This is a genomic window from Pantoea sp. GCM10028869 (assembly GCF_042666835.1).
Classification (GTDB): domain Bacteria; phylum Pseudomonadota; class Gammaproteobacteria; order Enterobacterales; family Enterobacteriaceae; genus Pantoea; species Pantoea leporis.
Genome location: NZ_JBHTGO010000006.1, coordinates 166,955 through 188,345, shown reverse-complemented (window position 1 = coordinate 188,345; position 21,391 = coordinate 166,955). Strand labels below are relative to the sequence as shown.

Below are 21,391 nucleotides of genomic sequence, written 5' to 3'. Positions count from 1 at the left end.
TTAAAAAATCAGACCATTGGTTAATTTTCAGAAAGTGATAAAACTATTTATTCTCCACACTGATAATTACACGACGTTCGCCTTGATAGCATGCTTTTTGCTGCTTCAGCGAGCCCGCGCACTGCGCCGTGACCTGGCTTTCACCCATACTTTGCGAATGAATATGCTCGCTCGCGAGCCCGTTATTAACCAATAATTTCTTGATTGCATCCGCGCGGCGTTGGCCTAACTTGATGTTGCTTTCCTCCTCCCCAATCGGATCGGTAAAGCCGGTGACTATAATGCGCTGTTCGGCTTTATTTTTGCTTTTCAACAAGGTCGCAAATTGTTGAATGGCGCTGTGACCCTGAGCGGAGATATCGGCACTGCTCGCACTACCAAAATTAAACAACAAATCCGATGAAAACTCATAATTATCATAAGACTGTGTAGTTCCAGGCTGGCACGGCACCACCGCTGACGCGCGGGAAAGCAAGTGAGTTTGCTGACGTGTTCCTACTAATTGCTGCTGAGCCTGTTCGCTATCCATCACCAGAGGACGGCCAGAACCGTCAAGGCTGGCAATAATATAATAGGTTTTGCCCGCCGCCAGATTATCGCGCCATGGCTGTTGCTGCTTGCCCTGATAACCCGGCGCATCATCGATATAGCTCCCCAATGAATGTACACCCGGTTTCAGGCAAAACACCGTGTAGCCACCGGTTAATAATGCCGTTTGGAATTCGCCATCAACATAGATGTGTGCTGCTTTATTATTATTATCGTCTGTAGCACGATAATAAACGATGCGGGTTTGCTCTGAGGCCGCTGCAGGCATGGATTGCCAGGCTTTGCCAAAATTAGATTGCGCTTGGATAGTTGCGCTGATGGACAATGACGCAAGCACCGTGGCAATAGCATATTTTTTAAGTTTCATTATAACTCCAGAAAACAGGCGTCAGACGACGCCTGTTTTTATTCTATTAATCGCAATGATGTGATAATTATTCAGATAAATAATGAATATCTAAATCCTTCAAAGCTGTAATATCGAGAGACATTACGCCGTCCACTGCAGAACTCTTAATATCCGCATCAAAAACCATATTACTCAAAATGCTTTCATCAATATTATTGAGTAATGCAGATTCTTCCTGCGCTTCATTGAATAACGTGTCACCGTTTGCCGAGAGCAGCTCAGATAATTCAACATGGCTAAGTAAATCTGGGAAGAGATCGCCCGGATCGATGGGTTCTGGTGGAAGCGTGTCGATCTCAACTTCAAATGCTTCGGTTTTGGCTGTTACTACGCCCTCAGCATTTTTAAATGCCGCTTCAATCTTGTAAACATCATCAGATAACTCTGGCGTGGCGATACTCCACTTCCCGTTCTCATCTACGACAGAGGAGAGGTAATAATGGTTATTGCTTCCACTGAGCCAGATATAAACGATATCGCCCGCGTTGCCGGATCCACCCACAAAAATCGTTGAATCATTCACCGCATCGCCGTTAGCAATAGGCTGTTTACCGATGAAATACTTTTCGCCGTTATCCAACATTTCATCACGATACACGTCGTCAACCGCGCCAGTTACCGGTACATCGGGATTCGGAATCACTTCCTTGCCGGGATCAATAGGGTTATTCGGATCGTTAATTTCGATAATGACTTTTTCTGAAGGCGCAGATTCATTACCTGCTGGATCCATTTCAATAATCTGGAATTCGTGATCGCCATTACCAATGGCTTTTTCTGGGGTGAATTGCCACTTTCCTTCGTCGTCTACAACGGTGCTGCCGATAACCTGGCCGTTATCAATGATTTTAATGATGTCGCCTTTTTCACCGACGCCAGAGAAGGTTGGCGTGCTGTCTTGCGTTTCGCCACCATTTTCAATCAACTTACCTTCATCATCAGCGATGGCACCAATGCCTTTATTTTCTGGTGCTACGGTATCAACCTCGATAATCCAGGCTTCGGAAGGTAGCGATTTATTCCCGACTTCATCTACGACGACGATGCTGAAATCATGTTTACCCTCTGCCAGCGTCGGGCTGGTGTAGGTCCAGTTACCCTCGCTGTCTACTTTGGCAGTGCCCAGCAACTGGCCATCTTTCCAGATTTCAACGGTAGCGCCCGCTTCGGCCTTACCCGCCAGCGTCGGTGTGTTGTCTTTGGTGATGCCATCTTTCACGATCTCTTTCGGCGGATTCACGCTTTCGTCCACCATGCTACCAATGGTGCCCTTGGCAGGGGCGGTCAGATCGATAACGAAGCTCCAGGCCTCGCTTGAATCGCCTACTACGCCACTTTCATTGCGTTCACGTGTGGTGATGCTGTGGCTACCGGCGCCCAATGCTTTACCAGGTGTAAAGGACCATGTGCCGTTTTCACCAACCGTGGTTTCACCAATTTTTGTGCTGCCATCCCAAATTTCAATGACATTCCCTTTGGTGCCCGTGCCGTTCAGTGTCGGCGTGGTGTCATCGGTACGGCCGCCTTTCGCGATCAATCCGGTAATGCTGCCCACGTCGTCATACAGGCCGTTAACTACCGGGACGTTTACATTGCCGCCGCCGCTGTCGCCGCCACCTTTACCGCCGCCATCACCGCCGCCATCACCGCCCTTCCCGTTGTCCCCACCATTTTGATCGCTGCTGCCGTTTTCGTGAGCGTTTTTATCCTGATACTGCTCTTTGGCTGCCACGTAGCCCAGGCCGGCGGCCGCAGCGATAGCCGCCAATCCGCCTAAAGCGATCAACGCCGGGGACCATTCAAATCCTGAGGCCAGCATGAAACCAGAATCGGTATCAACCGTGCTCTCTCCAAGCGCTAATGCGGTGGTTTCGCCATCAGCCAATGCGGCAGCATCGTGATCGGCGTCACCATCGGTAGCGACGTATTCATGCATGGCGCCATCTTCAGCTTTACCAACTAAAGCACCTGATTTAGCGAAAAAGTCTTCGATAATCAGATCCGGTTCGCTGGCGTCGGATCCTTCCAGCATCACCAGCAAATCTTTCCCGACACGCTTAACGGTAATGTTTTCTGGTGCAACGCCGTCATTACCCTGGGTCAGCAAATATTTGCCGTTGGTAATAGCCTGAACTTTTGCAGCTTTACCGTCTTTACCTACACGCAATGCTTCCGCTTTCGTTATTGTTTTTTTATCAATAACCGCAACACTCACGGGCGAAACGTTCATGTTTAATCCCTTCCGTACATTAGATTTTGATTGTGCGATTGCGTACAAGCGCAACAATCTCCCTGGCTTAACCCACCTGTGCGGGCTCAAAGTGAGCGACATAATCGGGAAAGAGAGATTTCCGAGACATAAGAAACGTCCCGTTAGGAAAGAAAAAATTTCCCAACATTGACAGAAAAGTTATTAGTTAATTAACTATATGAATTAAAGCGTTTTTATGAATAAAGATATGAAGATGAAGGGTAAATAATCGAGCAGGAACAAGACTATAACAGATGATTTTCCTGAATTTTTTCGCGTAAAAAACTCAGAAAACAGGTAATGCGCGAGGTAAGGGATTGATTGCGATAATAGACCGCGTGGATGGGTAAACGCTGTTCACGGGTTTCCGTTGCCAAAACCTGTACCAAACGCCCACTCTCGCGATCTTCACGGCTGACAAAATCGGATAAACGTACGATACCTTGCCCAGCTAAAGCCAGTTGACGCAATGTTTCACCACTGGAGGCGGACAGCGTAGGTTTGATGCGCAGGAACTCGCCTTCGCGCTGCCAAACCGGCCAGACGTTGTGTACATCAAGCTGACTGAACCCCAACAGCTGATGGTTCGCCAGTGCATCAACATTTTCCGGTACACCAAACTTTTCAAGATAATCCGGGCTGGCTAACAGGCGTATGGCGCTGCTTCCGAGCACACGCGCACGCAGCGTCGAATCGCGCAGCTCGCCGATGCGAATGGCGATGTCCGTTTGCTGCTCCAGCAGATCGATCACAATATCGTCGGTGTTTAATTCCAGCTGAATCAGCGGGTAGCGCTGACGAAACTCCGCCACCAGCGGCACAATGACGTGCAGGGTAAATGGCGTATTGGCATTGACGCGTAAGCGTCCAGAAGGAATGTCCCGGCGCTGCGCGATCAGTTCTTCCGCCTGTTCAACCGACGCCAGAATCTGCCGCGCATGATCGAGAAAAATCAGCCCCTCTTCGGTCAATGCCAGGCGACGCGTGGTGCGATGCATTAAGGTGGTTTGCAGCTTACCTTCCAGCCGGCTAAGCGCACGGCTCACGCCAGAGCTGGTTTGATCTAACTGCTCCGCGGCTGATGTGATTGATCCGGTATCCACCACCGCAACCCAGGCACGTAACTCTTCCAGTGTTATTTTCAAATTCCCATCCTTAAAGATCGAGACCTGTCTTAGCGCGGTTTCTAACACTTTTGACTTAAATTACGCCACTTTATTCGCGGCAGGATATCACAATGCGCCATAAACCTCGGTTGGCTAACGATTTACGTCAGCAACAAGCGGTAACCCAGTTGCTGCAGCAAGGGCGACAGGAAGAAGCCTGGCGTAAGATTCGGGCGCACCTGACGCTTGCTCCCTACGATGGCTGGTTCCTTCATGAAGCCGCACGGCTTGCACGGCGCAACGGCGATCTGGATACGGCGCAGCGCTATTATCAGCGGGCGCTAAAACTTGCGCCTACAGATGCGGGATTACTCAACGGTCTTGGTCTAACCCATTATGACGCCGGGTGCTGGAGCGAGGCGGAAGCCTGTTATCAGGCTGCGCAGCAATCACATATGGGCTATGCCGCCTGTCACAATAACTACGCTATTTTGCTGCATAAACAGCAGCGCTATCACCTTGCTTTAGATCAGTATCGATTGGCGCTGCAAAGCCAGCCTGATTATACCGAAGCCCGCTATGGCTTAAGTACGTTGCTAGCGCACATGGGCCAGCTACAAGAAGCAGAAAGTCAGATGCAGCAAGTATTGCAAGTGCGTGACGCCGATCAACGTTGCCGAAATTCGCTCGGCATGGTTCAGCTACAACAAGGCAACTTCGCTGCTGGCTGGTCTAACTATCAGGCGCGTTATGCGCCCGATAATCCCGATCGCTTCTTTACCTTACCGAAACTCCCTATTCCCTACTGGCAAGGAGAGGATCTGCGCGGCAAAACGCTGTTGGTAAGGACCGAGCAAGGCATGGGGGACGAAATTCAGTTCTGTCGTTATCTCACACGCGTTAAAACTGAGAAGCATGCGGTAAAAGTGATCATGCTGGGTAGCAAGTCCTTAAAATCATTGATGGTTACGCTGCCGCACCTCGATAATTATCTGACACGGGAAGATGTACAACACACGTTGCCACCGGCAGATTACTGGTGCTCTCTACTGGATTTACCGCAGCACTTCCTCAACTCAACACAGCCCTTCAGCGCGCATCATCCCTATCTGTTTAGCTCTGCAGAACAACAGGCGAGGTGGCCGATTGAGGGGAACGGGAAAAAAATTGGTATCGTATGGAAAGGCTCTAGCGGGCATAAGAATGATAGCCAACGATCGCTTGCGCACCTTTCACAGTTTGCACCTTTATTTGACCTGCCTGATATCAACTGGATTAGCTTGCAAAAAGGTGCAGGTGAAGAGGAAATCGCTGACTTTCCACACATACAGCCGCTTGGTGCCCAATTCACTGATTATCAGGATACCGCCGCGGTCATTTCACAACTGGATTTGGTGATTGGTGTAGATACGTCGGTGATCCACTTAGCAGGGGCGATGGGGATACCTTGCTGGGTATTACTTCCCGCCTGGGCGCGAGACTGGCGCTGGTTGGAAAATCGCGATGAATCGCCGTGGTATCCGCAAATGAGATTGTTTGGGCGCGGGCAGGATGAAGAGTGGAGCACGGTTATTACGCGGATTAAACAGGCATTACAGCAGCAATAAAACAGGGACGCCGCGGCGTCCCTGTTTTTTTACACTTCGAGGTCGGCTAAATCGCCTTTCTCTTGAAGCCAGTTGCGGCGGTCTTCCGAGCGTTTCTTCGCCAGCAGCATGTCCATCACGCGTAGGGTTTGATCGACATCCTCATCGCTGATCGTCAATTGCACCAGACGACGCGTATTCGGATCAAGCGTGGTTTCGCGCAGCTGCAGCGGGTTCATTTCACCCAAGCCCTTAAAACGCTGCACATTCGGCTTACCTTTCTTGCGCTTCAACTGGTCCAGCACGCCCTCTTTCTCATCTTCATCCAGGGCATAATAGACTTCTTTGCCGAGATCGATGCGATACAGCGGCGGCATCGCCACGTACACATGGCCGTGTTGCACCAACGTACGGAAATGCTTCACAAACAGCGCGCACAGCAGCGTGGCAATGTGCAGACCATCGGAGTCCGCATCCGCGAGGATACAGATTTTGCCGTAACGCAGCTGGCTCAGATCTTCGCTGTCAGGATCGATACCGATCGCCACTGAAATATCATGCACTTCCTGTGAGGCCAGCACTTCGTCCGAAGAGACTTCCCAGGTATTAAGGATCTTACCTTTAAGCGGCATGATCGCCTGATAATCACGATCGCGCGCTTGCTTGGCGGATCCGCCCGCAGAATCCCCTTCGACGAGGAACAGCTCGGTTTTGTTCAAATCTTGTGCGGTGCAGTCAGCCAGTTTGCCCGGCAGCGCCGGGCCGCTGGTGAGTTTTTTACGCACCACTTTCTTCGCGGCGCGCATGCGGCGCTGCGCGCTGGAGATTGCCAGCTCGGCCAGCATTTCAGCCGCCTGCACGTTTTGATTCAGCCACAGGCTGAAGGCATCTTTGACCACCGCGGAGACGAATGCCGCACACTGACGCGACGACAGGCGCTCTTTAGTCTGCCCGGCAAACTGTGGATCCTGCATCTTCACCGACAGCACGTACGCACAGCGATCCCAGATATCTTCTGCCGACAGCTTCACGCCGCGCGGCAGAATATTGCGGTATTCGCAAAACTCGCGCATGGCATCCAACAAGCCCTGACGCAAACCGTTGACGTGCGTGCCGCCTTGCATGGTTGGGATCAGGTTAACGTAGCTTTCTGTTAGCAGCTCTCCGCCTTCCGGCAGCCACAGCAGCGCCCAATCCACTGCTTCCACATCGCCTGCAAAACTGCCTACAAAGGGTTTTTCCGGCAGCGTGGGTAAGCCGTCAACCGCTTCACACAGGTAATCGGTCAGGCCATCCTGATACATCCAGGTTTGTTCGGTGTCGTTGACCTTGTCTTTAAAAACAATTTCAACGCCCGGACACAGCACGGCTTTGGCTTTTAACAGATGTGATAAACGAGAAACCGAGAAACGCGGGCTATCAAAGAAGCTTTCATCTGGCCAGAAGTGCACGCTGGTACCGGTATTGCGTTTACCGACGGTGCCGGTAACCGTAAGATCCTGCACCTTGTCGCCATTTTCGAAGGCAATCTGGTAGATTTCGCCGTTACGTCGCACGGTAACTTCCACACGCTTCGACAAGGCGTTAACCACCGAGATCCCGACGCCGTGCAAGCCGCCTGAGAACTGATAGTTTTTGTTGGAGAATTTGCCGCCCGCATGCAGGCGACAAAGAATCAGCTCAACCGCTGGCACGCCTTCTTCCGGATGGATATCCACTGGCATGCCACGACCATCATCAATAACTTCCAGCGACTGGTCGGCATGAAGAATGACTTCCACGCGTTTAGCGTGACCGGCCAGCGCCTCATCGACGCTGTTATCGATCACCTCCTGGCCCAGGTGGTTCGGGCGCGTGGTATCGGTGTACATCCCCGGACGACGACGCACCGGTTCAAGGCCGGTCAGGACCTCAATGGCATCGGCATTATAGCTTGATTGGCTCATCGTAAATGTCTGATTAGCAATAGGAAAATGGCCCCACTTCGCAAGGTCACTGGGCGTTTAATCCCAGAAAATCAACGATCTGTGCGAAATGGCGTTCGAATCCGATATAGGCATGATTGCCGCCCTCTTCAACCGTCTGGCGGCATGCGCTGTAATACTCCAGCGCCTGGCGATAATCGAGTATTTCATCGCCGGTTTGTTGCAGCAGCCAGAGTAAATCGGGCGCTTCAAGAGGGTCAATCTGCATTACTTTCAGATCGTAAATGTGGCGAGACTCTAACACATATTGCTGGCCGGTGTAGGGATTACGGTTTTCGCCGAGGTAATCCACTAACAGCTCAAACGGCCGTACGGCGGGATTAACCACCACCGCTGGCAACATAAAACACTGCGACAGCCAGGTAGCAAAATAGCCGCCCAGCGACGATCCCACCAATCCCAGCGGTTCACCGGCATATTGCATCACCAGATCTTCCAGCATGCTGGCGGCTTCAGACGGAAACGTCGGTAGTTGCGGCACCATCACATTAATATGCGGATGCTGTTCGTTGAGCCACTGCTGCAGCTGCGTGGCTTTCGCCGATTGCGGGGAACTGTTGAAGCCATGCAGATAGATCAGCGCCGCCATTGCTTAGTAGCCCTCGGAATCAAGATCGGGGCGGAACATGTCACTTTGCAGGCGGTTCACTTCGGTCTGCAGCGTGCCGTCGGGCTGCAAGGTAAACCAACGCCAGCCCGGCGCCAGCGTATCAATGGTGAAGTTAGTGCAATGCGGTTTGAACTGGACGCAGGTTGATGGTGAAGCCATCACACGGCGACCATGCCAGTCGAGATCGAGCTCCTGATGAATATGGCCACATACCAGATTACGCGCGCGCGGGAAGTGCTGCAGTACCGCTTCCAGCTGATGCGGATTGCGCAAGCTGTGCTGATCTAACCAGGTACATCCGGAAGCCAGCGGATGATGATGCAGCAGTACCAAAGTGTGGCGTTCTGGGTACTTGCTAAGTGCGGTGTGTAGCCACTCCAGCTGGTATTCGCTCAACATGCCGTGTGGCACACCAAATACCTGGCTATCGAGCAGCACCAGTTGCCAGTGATCGCCCAAAAGAACGTGCTTGTCAGATTTGATGCCCGCGTCGGCCAGCGTATCCACCATTGCCGGCTGAAAATCGTGATTCCCCGGCAGCCAGACGCAAGGTTTTGGCAGACGATTAATGCCTGCTACAAAGTGTTGGTAAGCTTCGACGGTGTGATCCTGAGCGAGATCGCCAGTGGCGATAATCAGATCATACTGACGCTGTTGTACTTCAATAGCATCCAGTACCGCATCAAAACTCGACCAGGTATTTACCCCAAGCAGCGATTGATGTTTTCCGGCGAAAAGATGGGTATCCGTGATTTGTAAAATCCTGATATCAGACCCATCTTGCGCAGGAAGAGTTAGCAGGCTATCCAAAGCGTTTCCTTAATCTCCACGCCATCGTTGCGTTTTTTACGCTATCAGCAAACCGGTACTGCCACAGCGCCGTGCGCTAAGCAGTAACGCAACCAATCCGCAAGGAACTGGTTAATCTGATGTTTTTCATCGCGCTGATGCAGTTTTTTATTAGGATAATCATAGCGCGCTTTAAATCGGTAGATCTGTTTAGTGGAACACACTTCAGCGACCATCGCATCATGGTAGAGCCGCACCGACATAGAAGGCAGGCTCCAGTAACTCACTGCGGGCGCCACCTGACGCACTTCCACCAGCGTGGTGTAACGCGTTGATTCCTCAATGGTGAGCTGATAGCTGGCGCCATTCACCTGATAAATCACCGATGCGCCTGCCTCGTCATTACGCGGCAGCAGGCGACGCAGCTGGGCGAAATTGGTTTCGCACAGGCGCATCATTTCGGGAAAGTCAGGGGTATAGCGCTGTTTCATTTTAGCTTCCACTCTTGTCGTAGTTTTTCATGGTGCAACGCCAGCCATTGCAAGGCGATGACAGATGCCGCGTTATCAATAATCCCCTCTTCCACCCAGCGATAAGCTTGTTCGCGGCTCACCACATGGACAAGAATATCCTCATTCTCTTCCTCCAGCCCATGATTTCCCTCTGCCAGGCTGGCATCCACTTCGCCCACCAGCACCGATAAACGTTCAGACGTTCCGCCGGGGCTGGCTAAGTAATTCACTATCGGTTTGACGCGGCCAACCTTAAGGCCCGCCTCTTCTACCGCCTCACGTCGTGCGACATCTTCTGGTGTTTCGCCAGGTTCGATGATGCCAGCCACCATTTCCAGCAGCCAGGGCGTTGGGCTGGAATCGAAAGCGGGTATGCGGATCTGTTCGATCAGTACCACTTCATCACGCAAGGGATCATAGGGTAGCAGCACGGCGGCGTGTCCGCGCTCAAAAACTTCGCGCACCACTTCACCACTCATTTCGCCATTAAAACAACGGTGGCGGAAACGGTAGCTGACGATGGAAAAAAAACCATCGTAACGCGTTTCGCGTGCAATAATTTCTACATCGTTTTTTGTGAAAGTCACAGGGGATTTTTTTTCACTCGCCATCGTCTGATTCCTTATGCAGATTGGGATGGAGCAAAGAAAAGCCAAGTCTACCGCTCCGTCCGAGTGGTTCTTTTTGAATTATTTACGTAAATTAGGGGAAGAAGGCACGTTCAGCCAACTTATCTCTGACGCCGCCTCTGTAGAATCGGCGATTATTTTTTTGGCTTACCTGCAGCACTACCAGTGCATTTTGCTGCAACAAAAGGAATGCAAATGAAAAAACTGCTCCCACTTTTTATTGGGCTGACTCTGGGCGGATTCAGCCTTGCCAGCCAGGCAGAAAACCTGTTGCAGGTCTATCAGCAGGCGCGCCTTAGCAACCCCGATCTGCGATCTTCAGCCGCTAACCGCGACGCTGCATTTGAGAAAATCAATGAAGCGCGTAGTCCTTTATTGCCGCAGTTAGGCTTGGGCGCAGATTACACTTATAACAATGGCTACCGTGACAGCAGCGGACTTCATTCCAACACGACCAGCGCCTCTCTGCAATTAACTCAAACTATTTTCGATATGTCGAAATGGCGTGCGCTGTCGCTGCAGGAAAAACAGGCTGGTATTCAGGATGTTACCTATCAGGTTGCTCAGCAAGACCTGATTCTTAACACGGCGACTGCCTATTTTAACGTGTTAAAGGCAATCGACACGCTTTCTTACACCGAAGCACAGAAACAATCTATCTACCGCGAACTGGATCAAACCACGCAGCGCTTTAACGTGGGTTTGGTCGCGATTACTGACGTGCAAAACGCCCGTGCACAGTATGACACCGTGCTGGCTAACGAAGTGACCGCACGTAACAACCTCGATAATGCGGTGGAATCGCTGCGTCAGATTACCGGCATGGATTATCTGTCGCTGGCTTCATTGAATATCGATCGTTTCAAAACCGCGCGTCCAGATGCTGTGGCCAGCCTGCTGAAAGAAGCGGAAAGCCGCAACCTGACCTTGCTGTCTGCGCGTCTGAGCCAGGATCTGGCGCGTGAACAGATTCGTTCAGCCGAAACCGGCCACATGCCAACGCTGGATTTGACCGCCTCAACCGGTATGTCAAACAGCAAATATGGCGGCAGTCGCGCCAATCAGAGCGCTGGCAGCACCGATTCCATCACCGGTTCTAACCAGGTTGGCTTGAGCTTCACCATGCCACTTTACAGCGGCGGCTCGGTCACCTCGCAGGTGAAACAAGCGCAGTACAACTATGTCGCGGCCAGCGAACAGCTGGAAGGCGCACATCGTAGTGCGGTTCAGACGGTACGTTCATCATTCAATAACGTGAATGCCTCTATCAGCAGCATTGATGCTTATAAGCAAGCCGTTGTCTCTGCACAAAGCTCACTGGATGCGATGGAAGCCGGGTATCAGGTCGGTACGCGTACCATCGTCGATGTGCTGGATGCGACCACCACGCTGTTCAATGCTAAACAGCAGCTTTCAGATGCGCGTTACAGCTATCTGATCAACCAGCTGAATATCAAATATGCGCTGGGTACGCTGAACGAGCAGGATCTGCAGCAGCTGAACAGCACGCTGGGCAAAGAGATCACCACGACTCCTGAAGTGGTGGCGCCGGAGAATAACCAGCAGGCCGCGCGTGTGGATAACGGTCCGAAAGCTTCATCGCCTTCAACTGCCGCACAAGCCCGTCCAGCTGCCGCACGCAGCAGCGGAAATCCATTCGGTAATTAATTCCCCAGGGGGCCGTATGCGGCCCCTTTCGCATTCAATCGTATAGCTACGTAAAGATCCTTTCCCCATCTGGCTTCGCGCTTCATTTTCCACCGCTCATCCCCTATCCTTACCCCACCTTTGGGCACAGGATGAAAATAATGAAACGGACGAAAAATATTCGCCATGCCGCTTTTCGTAAAAGCTGGCAGGCACGCCACTTAACGCCAGTCGCCTTTGCCGTTAGCGCAGTGTTTATGCTGGCAGGCTGCGAGCAGAGTGACGAAACGGTGTCGCTCTATCAAAACGCGGATGATTGCGCCAAAGCCAATCCAGGCCAGAGCGCGCAATGTACCACTGCGTATAACAACGCACAGAAAGAAGCCGAACGTACCGCGCCAAAATACGCTACACGCGAAGATTGTGTGGCTGAGTTTGGTGAAAACCAATGCCAGCAAACGCCTGCACAAGCGGGTGTGGGCACCACCGCAAACAATGCTGAAGCTCAGCAAAGCGGTAGCTTCTGGATGCCGTTGATGGCCGGTTACATGATGGGACGTATGATGAGCGGCGGTGCAGGGTTTGCCCAGCAGCCCCTGTTCTCGCCAAAAAATCCGAACAGCCCGGCAAACGGTAAATTTGTTGATGCTGCGGGTAAAAATTACGGTAATGCCACATCGGGCCGCACCATCAACGTGCCGAAAACAGCAATGGCGCCGAAACCCGCGACCACTTCCACCATTACGCGTGGCGGCTTTGGTGACAGCGTGGCAAAACAAAACACCATGCAGCGCAGCAGTGCTTCTGGCACCGGCAGCCGCTCGCTGGGAGGCTAAGCCTCAGCATGCAACGTATTGCAATCCCCGAACGTCCAGACTGGCGTGAAAAAGCCGCGGAATATGGTTTCCAGTTTCACACCATGTATGGCGAACCTTACTGGTGTGAAGATGCGTACTACCAATTCACGCTAGCGCAGGTTGAACAGCTTGAGGATACCACCGCCGAATTGCACCAGATGTGTTTGCAGGCGGTGGAAAAAGTGGTGAACAGTGACGAGCTGCTCACCCGTTTCTGTATTCCTAAGCACACCTGGGACTTTGTGCGTGATTCCTGGAAGTTGCGCCAGCCTTCGCTCTATTCGCGCCTCGATCTGGCATGGGATGGCAAAGGTGACGCTAAGCTGCTGGAAAACAACGCGGATACACCAACCTCGCTGTATGAAGCCGCCTTCTTTCAGTGGATTTGGCTGGAAGACCAGGTCAAAGCGGGCAATCTGCCACAGGGCAGCGACCAGTTCAACAGCCTGCAAGAGAAGCTGATTGAGCGCTTCGCCACGCTGCATCAGCAGTTCGGTTTCAACTGGCTACACTTTTCCTGCTGCCGTGATACTGAGGAAGATCGCGCCACGGTGCAATATCTGCAGGACTGCGCCACTGAAGCCGGATTGCCGAGCGAATTTCTCTATATTGACGAGATTGGATTGGGTGAAAGAGGCCAGTTTACCGACGTAAACGATCAGGTCATCAGCAATCTGTTTAAGCTCTATCCGTGGGAATTCATGCTGCGCGAAGTGTTTTCTACCAAGCTGGCGGATGCAGGCGTGCGTTGGCTGGAGCCGGCCTGGAAAAGCATCATTTCCAATAAAGCGTTGTTACCGCTGCTGTGGGAAATGTTCCCTAATCATCCCAATTTGCTGCCCGCTTACTTTGCCGATGATAAGAACGCGCCGCAGATGGATAAGTACGTGGTGAAACCGCTGTTTTCACGCGAAGGTGCCAATATTCGTATCATTGAAAACGGTCAGGAGATCGCCCGCGCCGATGGTCCGTATGGCGAAGAAGGCATGATTATCCAGCAGTTCTATCAGCTACCGAAATTCGGTGATAGCTATACCTTGATCGGCAGTTGGCTAATTGACGATCAACCTGCGGGCATCGGCTTACGCGAAGATCGTGCCTTGATCACGCAGGATCTGTCGCGCTTCTATCCGCATACCTTTGTTGAGTAAAAGCTGTGCCGCCCGCACTCTTCGGGCGGCCTTGCGCATTAGCCAATCTGCACTGACATCATGCTGATCGCGCCCATCTCCATCCCTTCCACAGGAATACTGATCGCTTCATCAGCGGCACGCGCGCCAAGAATATAGAGCAGCGGTAGATAGTGTTCAGGCGTTGGGTTCGAAAGCTGTGCATCCGGATGCTGCATAAAGTTCACCAATGGGTGATCTGCTGCCTCACCGTGGAAATCCAGATTCTCACGTACAAACTGATTGAAGCTCTCCGCCCACGGATACGCAGTTTCTGCGCCTTGCCAGCGCAGCATACGCAGATTGTGCACCACGTTACCGCTGGCCACGATCATCACATCCTCATCTCGTAATGACGCCAGCTTTTGCCCCAATGCGTAGTGCCATTCAGCAGGTTTAGTGCCGTCGATACTCAGTTGCACCACTGGGATGTCGGCATCGGGATACATTTTTGCAAGCACACCCCAGGAACCATGATCAAAACCCCACTCCTGATCGGCATGAACGGCGATCGGAGCCAGTAAATTCATCACTTGCTGAGCCAGTTCTGGCGATCCCGGCGCGGGATAGCGCACATCAAATAGCGCCTGCGGGAAACCACCAAAATCATGGATAGTGCGCGGATTATTCATCGCCGTCACCGCCGTGCCGCGTGTGTACCAGTGCGCCGAAACCGCGAGAATCGCACGTGGACGCGGCAAGGTTGCACCCAATTGCTGCCAGGCTTGGGTATAACGATTATCTTCCAGTACGTTCATCGGGCTGCCGTGACCAAGGAACAGCGCAGGCATGCGTGTAGTGCTCATGATTAATCCTCTGACGGAGTGTCGCTTTGTTAACCGCTACGATACGCGCTTTCGCTGGGGGATTAACGCTGATAAGTATGATGGTCTCTGTCAGAGAATTTGAATGATATAGGGCGGATAAATTCGACACAGGTTAGGTCTTAATATTGCACGCGAGCCTTTTAGATATCAGTGATATAGCCCGCACCTAAGACCGAGCGAGACCAGTCTTGTTACATCCAATCAATCTACTTCTTAAACTCCCCTCGGTTTTAGAAAGATGAGTTGGAATTTATGTTAATTCAGGGAGCAATATTGTGCCTGGCGATGAATATCTACCATGAAGCGCGTGGCGAACCGATTAAAGGACAAATAGCCGTTGGTACGGTGACCATGAACCGGGCCAATTGGGATGTCAAAGAGATCTGTCCTGTGGTGTATGCACCTAAGCAGTTCTCCTGGACGTCTCTCAAAAAGCATCCTTATCGTTATCCACCAAATGAAGATAAAAGCTGGCAACGCGCCAGAAAGCTGGCACAGAAGATTGTTGAAGGGGAATTACAGGACGTAACGAAAGGCGCGACCTTTTTCCATGCACATCATGCTAAACCGGCCTGGCGTCATACCTTTCAGCGTACAGTAGTAATTGGCAATCACGTGTTTTATGCCAATCGTTAAAACAAAAAAAAGAGGCCAGATAGATATCTATCCGGCCTCTTTCTTCTGTATTAATTCAGTTAACTGGCGTGACGCGTTTCCCGCTGACGGCGATACGCCACCAAATCTTCAATGGTGACGACCGGCATATCATGTTGCTTAGCAAACACGATCGCTTCTGGCGCGTGCGCCATGCTGCCATCATCATTGGTCAATTCGCACAATACCCCTGCAGGTTTAAATCCCGCCAGCGTCACCAGATCGATAGTCGCTTCGGTGTGTCCACCACGCGACAGAACGCCGCCTTCACGCGCACGCAGCGGAAACACATGGCCCGGACGGTTAAGGTCTGAAGGCTTAGCGCCATCAGCCACCGCAGCGCGAATCGTGGTGATGCGGTCGGCAGCAGAAACGCCGGTGGTCACACCGCTTGCAGCTTCAATTGTCACCGTGAAACCGGTGCCGTAAGCGCTGGTGTTAGTTTCCACCATCATTGGCAGCTCAAGCTGCTGACGGCGCTCTTCGGTGATGCAGAGGCACACAATACCGCTGCCGTGACGGATGGTTAATGCCATCTGTTCAACGGTCATGGTTTCTGCCGGGAAAATCATGTCACCTTCGTTTTCACGATTTTCATCGTCGAGCACCATTACACCGCGGCCGTTGCGCAGCGCATCAATGGCGCGCTCTACACGCTGTTCAGGCGTGCCAAATTCAGAAAGAAGCGTCTGATTCATGGTAAAAAAACCTTATAAAATATGAGTTACCAGAACCAGGGCGTGCTTAGGAGTGCGTACAAAACACATGGCAAAAACGTGACGCGGGCAAAGCCCGGCTGATGTCGTTACCCTCTCCCATCCGGACTCTAACCGTCGGCTCCGGAATTACACCGGATCTGCTGACCTCTCACATTACTGTGAGAGCGCTCGCGGGCTTTCAGCAAGAGCTGATTTACCGCCGGTGGGGAATTTCGCCCCGCCCTGAGAATAAGCGAACAAACTATAACGCCAATCATCTGGTCGGGCAATCGACAAAAGTGCAAATGCTTTTGCATTTCCTGCGTTGCGGATTTCAGGTTTAACCTTTTCGTTTCAGGCATTACACTTAATAGCTATTGAGTCCGAACACGCGCAGCTATCGGCCACCGTAACCAGGAAATAATCATGATCGACACGAAAAAAATTGAACAACTGGCTCGCCAGGTACATGAAGCTATGCCGAAAGGGATTCGCGATTTTGGCGATGATGTCGAAAAGAAAATCCGTCAGGTATTGCAGGCGCAGTTGACGCGCATGGACCTGGTTAATCGTGAAGAGTTTGATGTGCAGACGCAGGTACTGCTGCGCACGCGCGAGAAATTAGCTGCGCTGGAACAGCGCCTGGCGAAGTTAGAAAGTGAAAGTCCAGCGGCACCCGCGCCGGCGATCATCACGCCAGATCCCGCTGGGAAAATTGATACTCCGCAGTAAGCTAATCGGCGGGAGTTTTCCTCCCGCCCATTCACACTTAATGACTGCGAATCGTTTTGATGATGTTGCTGGTTGAGATGCCATCTTCGAAGTTTAATACGCGCACGTCACCACCGTTTGCCCACACTTCTTTGCTACCCGCGATATCTTCCGGCTTGTAGTCGCCGCCTTTTACCAGCAGATCTGGCAGCACTCCCGCAATCAGACGCTGTGGCGTATCCTCTTCAAACAGCACCACCCAATCCACCGCTTCCAGCGCACCCAGCACAATCATACGGTTTTCTTGCGGATTGACCGGACGCGTTTCGCCTTTCAGACGCTTCGTCGAGGCATCACTATTAACGGCCACAATCAGACGATCGCCCAGCTTGCGCGCATTCGCCAGATAAGAAACATGGCCAGCGTGCAGGATGTCAAACACGCCGTTGGTCATTACCACTTTCTCACCACGCTGACGCGCCAGCGCAACAGCGGCTTTCAGCTCCGCTTCGGTCATCACACCAAATCCCGTTTCCGGACGGGCGTGAATGGCATTTTCCAGCTCAACAGTGCTGACAGTGGAAGTACCGAGCTTCCCGACGACGACGCCAGCCGCAGCATTCGCCAGGAAACAGGCTTCTTCCAGGCTGTCGCCAGCCGCCAGCACTGCGGCTAGCACGCCAATCACCGTATCGCCCGCACCGGTCACGTCATACACTTCCTGCGCCTGCGTAGGCAGATGCAGCGGCGCTTTGCCCGGCTGCAGCAGCGTCATACCGTTTTCAGAACGGGTTACCAGCAGCGCGGAAAGCTCATAATCAGCGATTAACTGCATGCCACGACTGACAATCTCTTCCACGCTTTTGCATTTACCCACAACCGCTTCGAATTCAGACAAATTCGGCGTCAGCAGCGTTGCACCGCGATAACGTTCAAAATCAGTGCCTTTAGGATCAATCAGTACCGGCACTTTAGCTTCACGCGCTAATTGAATCATGGTCTGCACGCTGTTCAGCGCGCCTTTGGCGTAGTCAGACAGCACCAGCGCACCCGCTTGCGTCAGCGATTGACGCATACGATCGTGAATCGGCTGCGGATCAATCTCCTCAAAACCCTCTTCGAAATCGAGGCGAATCAGCTGCTGATTGCGCGAAAGCACGCGCAATTTGGTGATGGTTGGATGGCTTTGTACCGCCACAAAATCACAGTCGACGTTGACCTTTTGCAGGGTTTCGCTCAACACGCGCGCGGCATCATCGGCGCCGGTCAAGCCAATCAGCCGTGATGCTGCACCGAGCGCAGCAATGTTCATGGCGACGTTTGCCGCGCCGCCTGGACGCTCTTCAATGGTATCCACTTTCACCACCGGCACCGGCGCTTCCGGGGAAATACGGCTGGTTGGGCCATACCAATAGCGATCTAACATCACATCGCCGACGACCAGCACAGTGGCCTTGCCAAAAGTGGGCAGTGTTACTTTCATTCAGAGACTCCAACACGGTCAAAATAATGCGCGGGATATTACCACATAAGCCATCAGGCTCACTGTTCCGCGCTGTCAGATTGGATACCGCTTAACCAACGCTGCCAACTGTTGTTGACCACCGCGCGTTCAGCGACAAAGGCTTCAGGCGCCACATGGCCCGGTAATTCCTGCAATGCCAGATGGTGCAGTGCATCACGCAGCGTGACGTACGCATGCGTCAAAGCCTGCGCCTCTTCATCCGGCATAATGCCATGACGCGCCATTAATTCGAAAATGCGGACATTATCCGACCAACGCGTCAACGCTGGCTGATCGGCCGCGTAGCTTAAGACAAGGTATTGCGCGATGAATTCAATGTCGGTGATCCCGCCCTCATCGGTCTTAATTTCCCAGCGACCTTTATGTTTGTTGCTGAGATGCGCCCGCATTTTTTCGCGCATTTCACGCACTTCTTTTTGCAACGTCTCAACGTCTCGTGGCAAGCAAAGAACGTTACGGCGGATTTCATCAAAGCGTTCACAGAGCGCAGGTTCGCCAAACACGATGCGCGCGCGCACCAGCGCCTGATGTTCCCAGGTCCATGCTTCGCTGCGCTGGTATTCGTTAAAAGCGGAAAAAGTACTGACCAGCATACCCGCCGCGCCAGAAGGACGCAGACGCGCATCCACTTCATACAAAATGCCGGACGACGTGCGCGTGCTAAACAGATGCATTACACGCTGCGCCAGGCGCAGATAGAACTGGCGACCATCAATGACGCGCTCGCCATCGGTTTCCGCATCATCCGGACAATCATGCAGGAACACCAAATCAAGGTCAGAGCTGTAACCCAGCTCCCAACCACCCAGCTTGCCATAACCGACAACCGCAAAACCGCGCTCACTGTCGCTAGTCAAATGCGATGGACGACCATATCGCTGCACCATCATCTGCCAGGCTTGCTGCACCACGGATTCAATAATCGCTTCTGCCAGCCAGGTTAAGTGATCGCTCACTTTCATTACGGGTAGCGTTTCAGCAATATCGGCAGCGGCGATGCGCAGATGCTGCGCCTGTTTAAACTGGCGCAATGCTTCCAACTGCTGCTCTTCGTCATCGGTGGGAATACGCAGCAGATATTGGCGCAGTTCGTCGCGGTAAGCGTCGGTTGCGGTAGGTTGATACAGCGTTGCGGGATCGAGTAACTCATCCAGCAGCAGCGGATAGCGCGCCAATTGGCTGGCAACCATTGGTGACGCGGCACACAGACGAATCAGATGACGCAGCACGCCATGATATTCGGTGAGTAATTCCAGATAAGTGCTGCGCGTCAGCACGCCCAGCAACAACGGCGTCAGACGATTCAGCAGCACATCGGCATCTTCGCGCGGACAAACTTCACAGAGCAGACGCGGCATCAACTGGTCGAGCGCCAGACGACCACGCGGACCAATAGTACGGCGGCTCACATCCTGGCGGAAGTTGTTCAACGCGTTGTAAAGCGCGTGACGCTGCGCATCGTCCAATTGCGGTACCACCGGGATGAGATCGCTCTCTTCCAGCGCGTCCTGCCACAGCCCGGCAAACTCAGCCAACTGCGGCTGATCGTCGACATCCGGTGCATCGTCGCCAATCAGCTCGTCAAAGATGGCGCGCACACCGGCCATTTGCAGCTCAAGCTGCGCCATCAGCGCGGTCCAGTCTGCCGCGCCCATCGCCCAGGCTAAGCGCTGGCGGTCGAGCTCGTTCTCTGGCAGCGTTTGCGTTTGCTCGTCATTAATGCTTTGCAGCAGGTTTTCCAGCCGACGCAGGAACAAATAGGCTTCACGTAGATGATCGACCTGTTTCTGACTTAACAAAGCTAGCTGACCAATCGCTTTGAGCGTAGGGAGCAAGGAGCGCAGTTGTAGTGAGCGCTCACGTCCGCCGCGAATCAGCTGGAACACCTGCACAATGAATTCCGTTTCACGAATGCCGCCGGCGCCGAGCTTAATGTTGTCTTTCAAGCCGCGTCGACGCACCTCGCGCGCAATCATGCCCTTCATGTTACGCAGCGATTGAATCACGCTGAAATCGATATAGCGGCGATAGACGAACGGCCGCAGCATTTGCTGCAATTCCTGGCTCCAGTGGCCATGATCGTCGCCCATCAGCCGGGCTTTGACCATCGCATAGCGTTCCCAGTCGCGGCCCTGCTCCTGATAATAATCTTCCAGTGCCGCGAAACTCAGCACCAGCGGACCGCTATCACCAAACGGACGCAGACGCATGTCCACGCGATAGACAAATCCATCCATCGTTGGTTGATCGAGCACTTTGATCAGCCGCTGCCCCATGCGCGTGAAGAATTGCGCATTGTCGAGCTCGCGCCGTCCACCTTGGGTTACGCCGTTTTCCGGCCAGGCAAAAATCAGATCGATATCAGAAGAGAAGTTGAGTTCACAGCCGCCGAGTTTACCCATGCCGAGAATCAGCATCGGCTGGGCTTCACCCGCTTCATTGCATGGCGTACCAAAGTCGCGGCTGCAATCCTGCCAAACCCAGTCGCGCGCGGCAGCGATGAGGATTTCCGCCAGCGTGCTGAGTTGCTGCAAACTTTGTTCGGTAGTGGCATGTTGCAGCGCCTGCATCCAGGCGATGCGTACCAGCATATGACGACGGAACAAACGCAGTTCACGCATCAGGGAGATTTCATTTTCAACCGAGTGCAGCACGTCATTCAGCCAGCGGGCATAGTGCTGCCACTCTTCTGGCACAGGCGCTTGCTGTTGCAGATGCTGCCACCATTCGGGATGCTGCTGCAGGTTATCGAGGATAAAGTCACTAAAGGTCAGCGCGCCCGCCTGTTCTGGCGTGAACGCTGAGGATGGCAAATTAAGTCGCTCTGCCACATTAGCCAACTGCGCCTGCATGAGCGCCGGTAACGGTAACAACATC

Annotated in this window: 19 protein-coding genes and 1 riboswitch; of the genes, 7 read left to right on the top strand and 12 right to left on the bottom strand. The window is 52.7% G+C overall.

Going from position 1 to position 21,391, the window contains the following annotated elements; genetic code table 11:
• Positions 1 to 43 precede the first annotated feature (43 nt).
• From ACFQW4_RS17065 to ACFQW4_RS17055, 3 genes are all read right to left on the bottom strand, one after another.
• The gene (locus tag ACFQW4_RS17065; RefSeq protein WP_377726333.1) at positions 44 to 916 is read right to left on the bottom strand and encodes an OmpA family protein; all 873 of its coding nucleotides are present in this window, start codon (positions 914 to 916) and stop codon (positions 44 to 46) included.
• Positions 917 to 983: 67 nt separating this feature from the next.
• Positions 984 to 3,188 carry an Ig-like domain-containing protein gene (locus ACFQW4_RS17060; RefSeq protein ID WP_377726331.1) on the bottom strand — a complete coding sequence of 735 codons (2,205 nt, stop codon included), beginning with the start codon at positions 3,186 to 3,188 and terminating at the stop codon, positions 984 to 986.
• A gap of 266 nt (positions 3,189 to 3,454) precedes the next feature.
• On the bottom strand, positions 3,455 to 4,354 hold the full coding sequence (locus ACFQW4_RS17055; RefSeq protein ID WP_101763001.1) for a LysR substrate-binding domain-containing protein: 900 nt from the start codon (positions 4,352 to 4,354) through the stop codon (positions 3,455 to 3,457).
• A 92-nt stretch (positions 4,355 to 4,446) separates the two neighbouring features.
• Between ACFQW4_RS17055 and ACFQW4_RS17050 the strand changes: the two genes are divergently transcribed.
• Entirely contained in the window at positions 4,447 to 5,922 is a 1,476-nt protein-coding gene (locus ACFQW4_RS17050; RefSeq protein WP_377726328.1) for a tetratricopeptide repeat protein, read from the top strand.
• 29 nt (positions 5,923 to 5,951) lie between these two features.
• On the opposite strand, the gene parE is transcribed toward ACFQW4_RS17050, so the two are convergent.
• The 5 genes from parE to nudF are packed head-to-tail and all read right to left on the bottom strand — an operon-like array spanning position 5,952 to position 10,408.
• A complete protein-coding gene (gene parE, locus ACFQW4_RS17045) occupies positions 5,952 to 7,847 on the bottom strand; it encodes a DNA topoisomerase IV subunit B (protein WP_101762999.1) in 1,896 nt (631 codons plus the stop codon).
• Between the two features lie 46 nt (positions 7,848 to 7,893).
• Positions 7,894 to 8,475 (bottom strand): esterase YqiA, encoded by a 582-nt coding sequence (gene yqiA / locus ACFQW4_RS17040; RefSeq protein ID WP_101762998.1) that lies wholly within the window; start codon positions 8,473 to 8,475, stop codon positions 7,894 to 7,896.
• Between the two features lie 3 nt (positions 8,476 to 8,478).
• Positions 8,479 to 9,306 carry a 3',5'-cyclic-AMP phosphodiesterase gene (cpdA, locus tag ACFQW4_RS17035; RefSeq protein ID WP_101762997.1) on the bottom strand — a complete coding sequence of 276 codons (828 nt, stop codon included), beginning with the start codon at positions 9,304 to 9,306 and terminating at the stop codon, positions 8,479 to 8,481.
• Between the two features lie 44 nt (positions 9,307 to 9,350).
• Complete coding sequence (locus ACFQW4_RS17030; protein ID WP_008103400.1) at positions 9,351 to 9,776, bottom strand: DUF1249 family protein; 426 nt, start codon at positions 9,774 to 9,776, stop codon at positions 9,351 to 9,353.
• A complete protein-coding gene (gene nudF, locus ACFQW4_RS17025; protein WP_192236275.1) occupies positions 9,773 to 10,408 on the bottom strand; it encodes an ADP-ribose diphosphatase in 636 nt (211 codons plus the stop codon). Before nudF ends, ACFQW4_RS17030 begins: the two co-directional genes overlap by 4 nt.
• 25 nt (positions 10,409 to 10,433) lie before the next feature.
• On the opposite strand from nudF, the gene ACFQW4_RS17020 reads away from it, so the two are divergent.
• The 4 genes from ACFQW4_RS17020 to ACFQW4_RS17005 all read left to right on the top strand — a co-directional run bounded on the left by ACFQW4_RS17020 (position 10,434) and on the right by ACFQW4_RS17005 (position 14,081).
• Complete coding sequence (locus ACFQW4_RS17020) at positions 10,434 to 10,625, top strand: hypothetical protein (protein WP_225614418.1); 192 nt, start codon at positions 10,434 to 10,436, stop codon at positions 10,623 to 10,625.
• The gene (tolC, locus tag ACFQW4_RS17015) at positions 10,622 to 12,094 is read left to right on the top strand and encodes an outer membrane channel protein TolC (protein ID WP_110867308.1); all 1,473 of its coding nucleotides are present in this window, start codon (positions 10,622 to 10,624) and stop codon (positions 12,092 to 12,094) included. The genes ACFQW4_RS17020 and tolC overlap by 4 nt, the downstream gene beginning before the upstream one ends.
• A 140-nt stretch (positions 12,095 to 12,234) precedes the next feature.
• Positions 12,235 to 12,909, top strand: coding sequence for a DUF1190 family protein (locus ACFQW4_RS17010; RefSeq protein WP_061720467.1), 675 nt, complete (start codon positions 12,235 to 12,237; stop codon positions 12,907 to 12,909).
• Between the two features lie 8 nt (positions 12,910 to 12,917).
• The gene (locus ACFQW4_RS17005) at positions 12,918 to 14,081 is read left to right on the top strand and encodes a glutathionylspermidine synthase family protein (RefSeq protein ID WP_277974124.1); all 1,164 of its coding nucleotides are present in this window, start codon (positions 12,918 to 12,920) and stop codon (positions 14,079 to 14,081) included.
• Between the two features lie 38 nt (positions 14,082 to 14,119).
• Here ACFQW4_RS17005 and ygiD read toward each other — a convergent pair whose 3' ends face one another.
• Positions 14,120 to 14,905, bottom strand: a complete 786-nt coding sequence (gene ygiD / locus ACFQW4_RS17000; RefSeq protein WP_217549714.1) for a 4,5-DOPA dioxygenase extradiol — start codon at positions 14,903 to 14,905, stop codon at positions 14,120 to 14,122.
• A gap of 273 nt (positions 14,906 to 15,178) precedes the next feature.
• Between ygiD and ACFQW4_RS16995 the strand changes: the two genes are divergently transcribed.
• Complete coding sequence (locus ACFQW4_RS16995; RefSeq protein WP_101762992.1) at positions 15,179 to 15,562, top strand: cell wall hydrolase; 384 nt, start codon at positions 15,179 to 15,181, stop codon at positions 15,560 to 15,562.
• Between the two features lie 59 nt (positions 15,563 to 15,621).
• On the opposite strand, the gene ribB is transcribed toward ACFQW4_RS16995, so the two are convergent.
• The gene (gene ribB / locus ACFQW4_RS16990; protein ID WP_008103416.1) at positions 15,622 to 16,278 is read right to left on the bottom strand and encodes a 3,4-dihydroxy-2-butanone-4-phosphate synthase; all 657 of its coding nucleotides are present in this window, start codon (positions 16,276 to 16,278) and stop codon (positions 15,622 to 15,624) included.
• Positions 16,279 to 16,383: 105 nt separating this feature from the next.
• Positions 16,384 to 16,533, bottom strand: a riboswitch (FMN riboswitch).
• Positions 16,534 to 16,704: 171 nt separating this feature from the next.
• Between ribB and ACFQW4_RS16985 the strand changes: the two genes are divergently transcribed.
• Complete coding sequence (locus ACFQW4_RS16985; RefSeq protein ID WP_008103418.1) at positions 16,705 to 17,010, top strand: accessory factor UbiK family protein; 306 nt, start codon at positions 16,705 to 16,707, stop codon at positions 17,008 to 17,010.
• Positions 17,011 to 17,047: 37 nt separating this feature from the next.
• Here the strand turns inward: ACFQW4_RS16985 and hldE are convergent, their stop codons facing one another.
• A complete protein-coding gene (hldE, locus tag ACFQW4_RS16980; RefSeq protein ID WP_110867313.1) occupies positions 17,048 to 18,472 on the bottom strand; it encodes a bifunctional D-glycero-beta-D-manno-heptose-7-phosphate kinase/D-glycero-beta-D-manno-heptose 1-phosphate adenylyltransferase HldE in 1,425 nt (474 codons plus the stop codon).
• Positions 18,473 to 18,531: 59 nt separating this feature from the next.
• Positions 18,532 to 21,390 (bottom strand): bifunctional [glutamate--ammonia ligase]-adenylyl-L-tyrosine phosphorylase/[glutamate--ammonia-ligase] adenylyltransferase, encoded by a 2,859-nt coding sequence (gene glnE, locus ACFQW4_RS16975; protein WP_377726321.1) that lies wholly within the window; start codon positions 21,388 to 21,390, stop codon positions 18,532 to 18,534.
• Position 21,391: the final 1 nt, after the last annotated feature.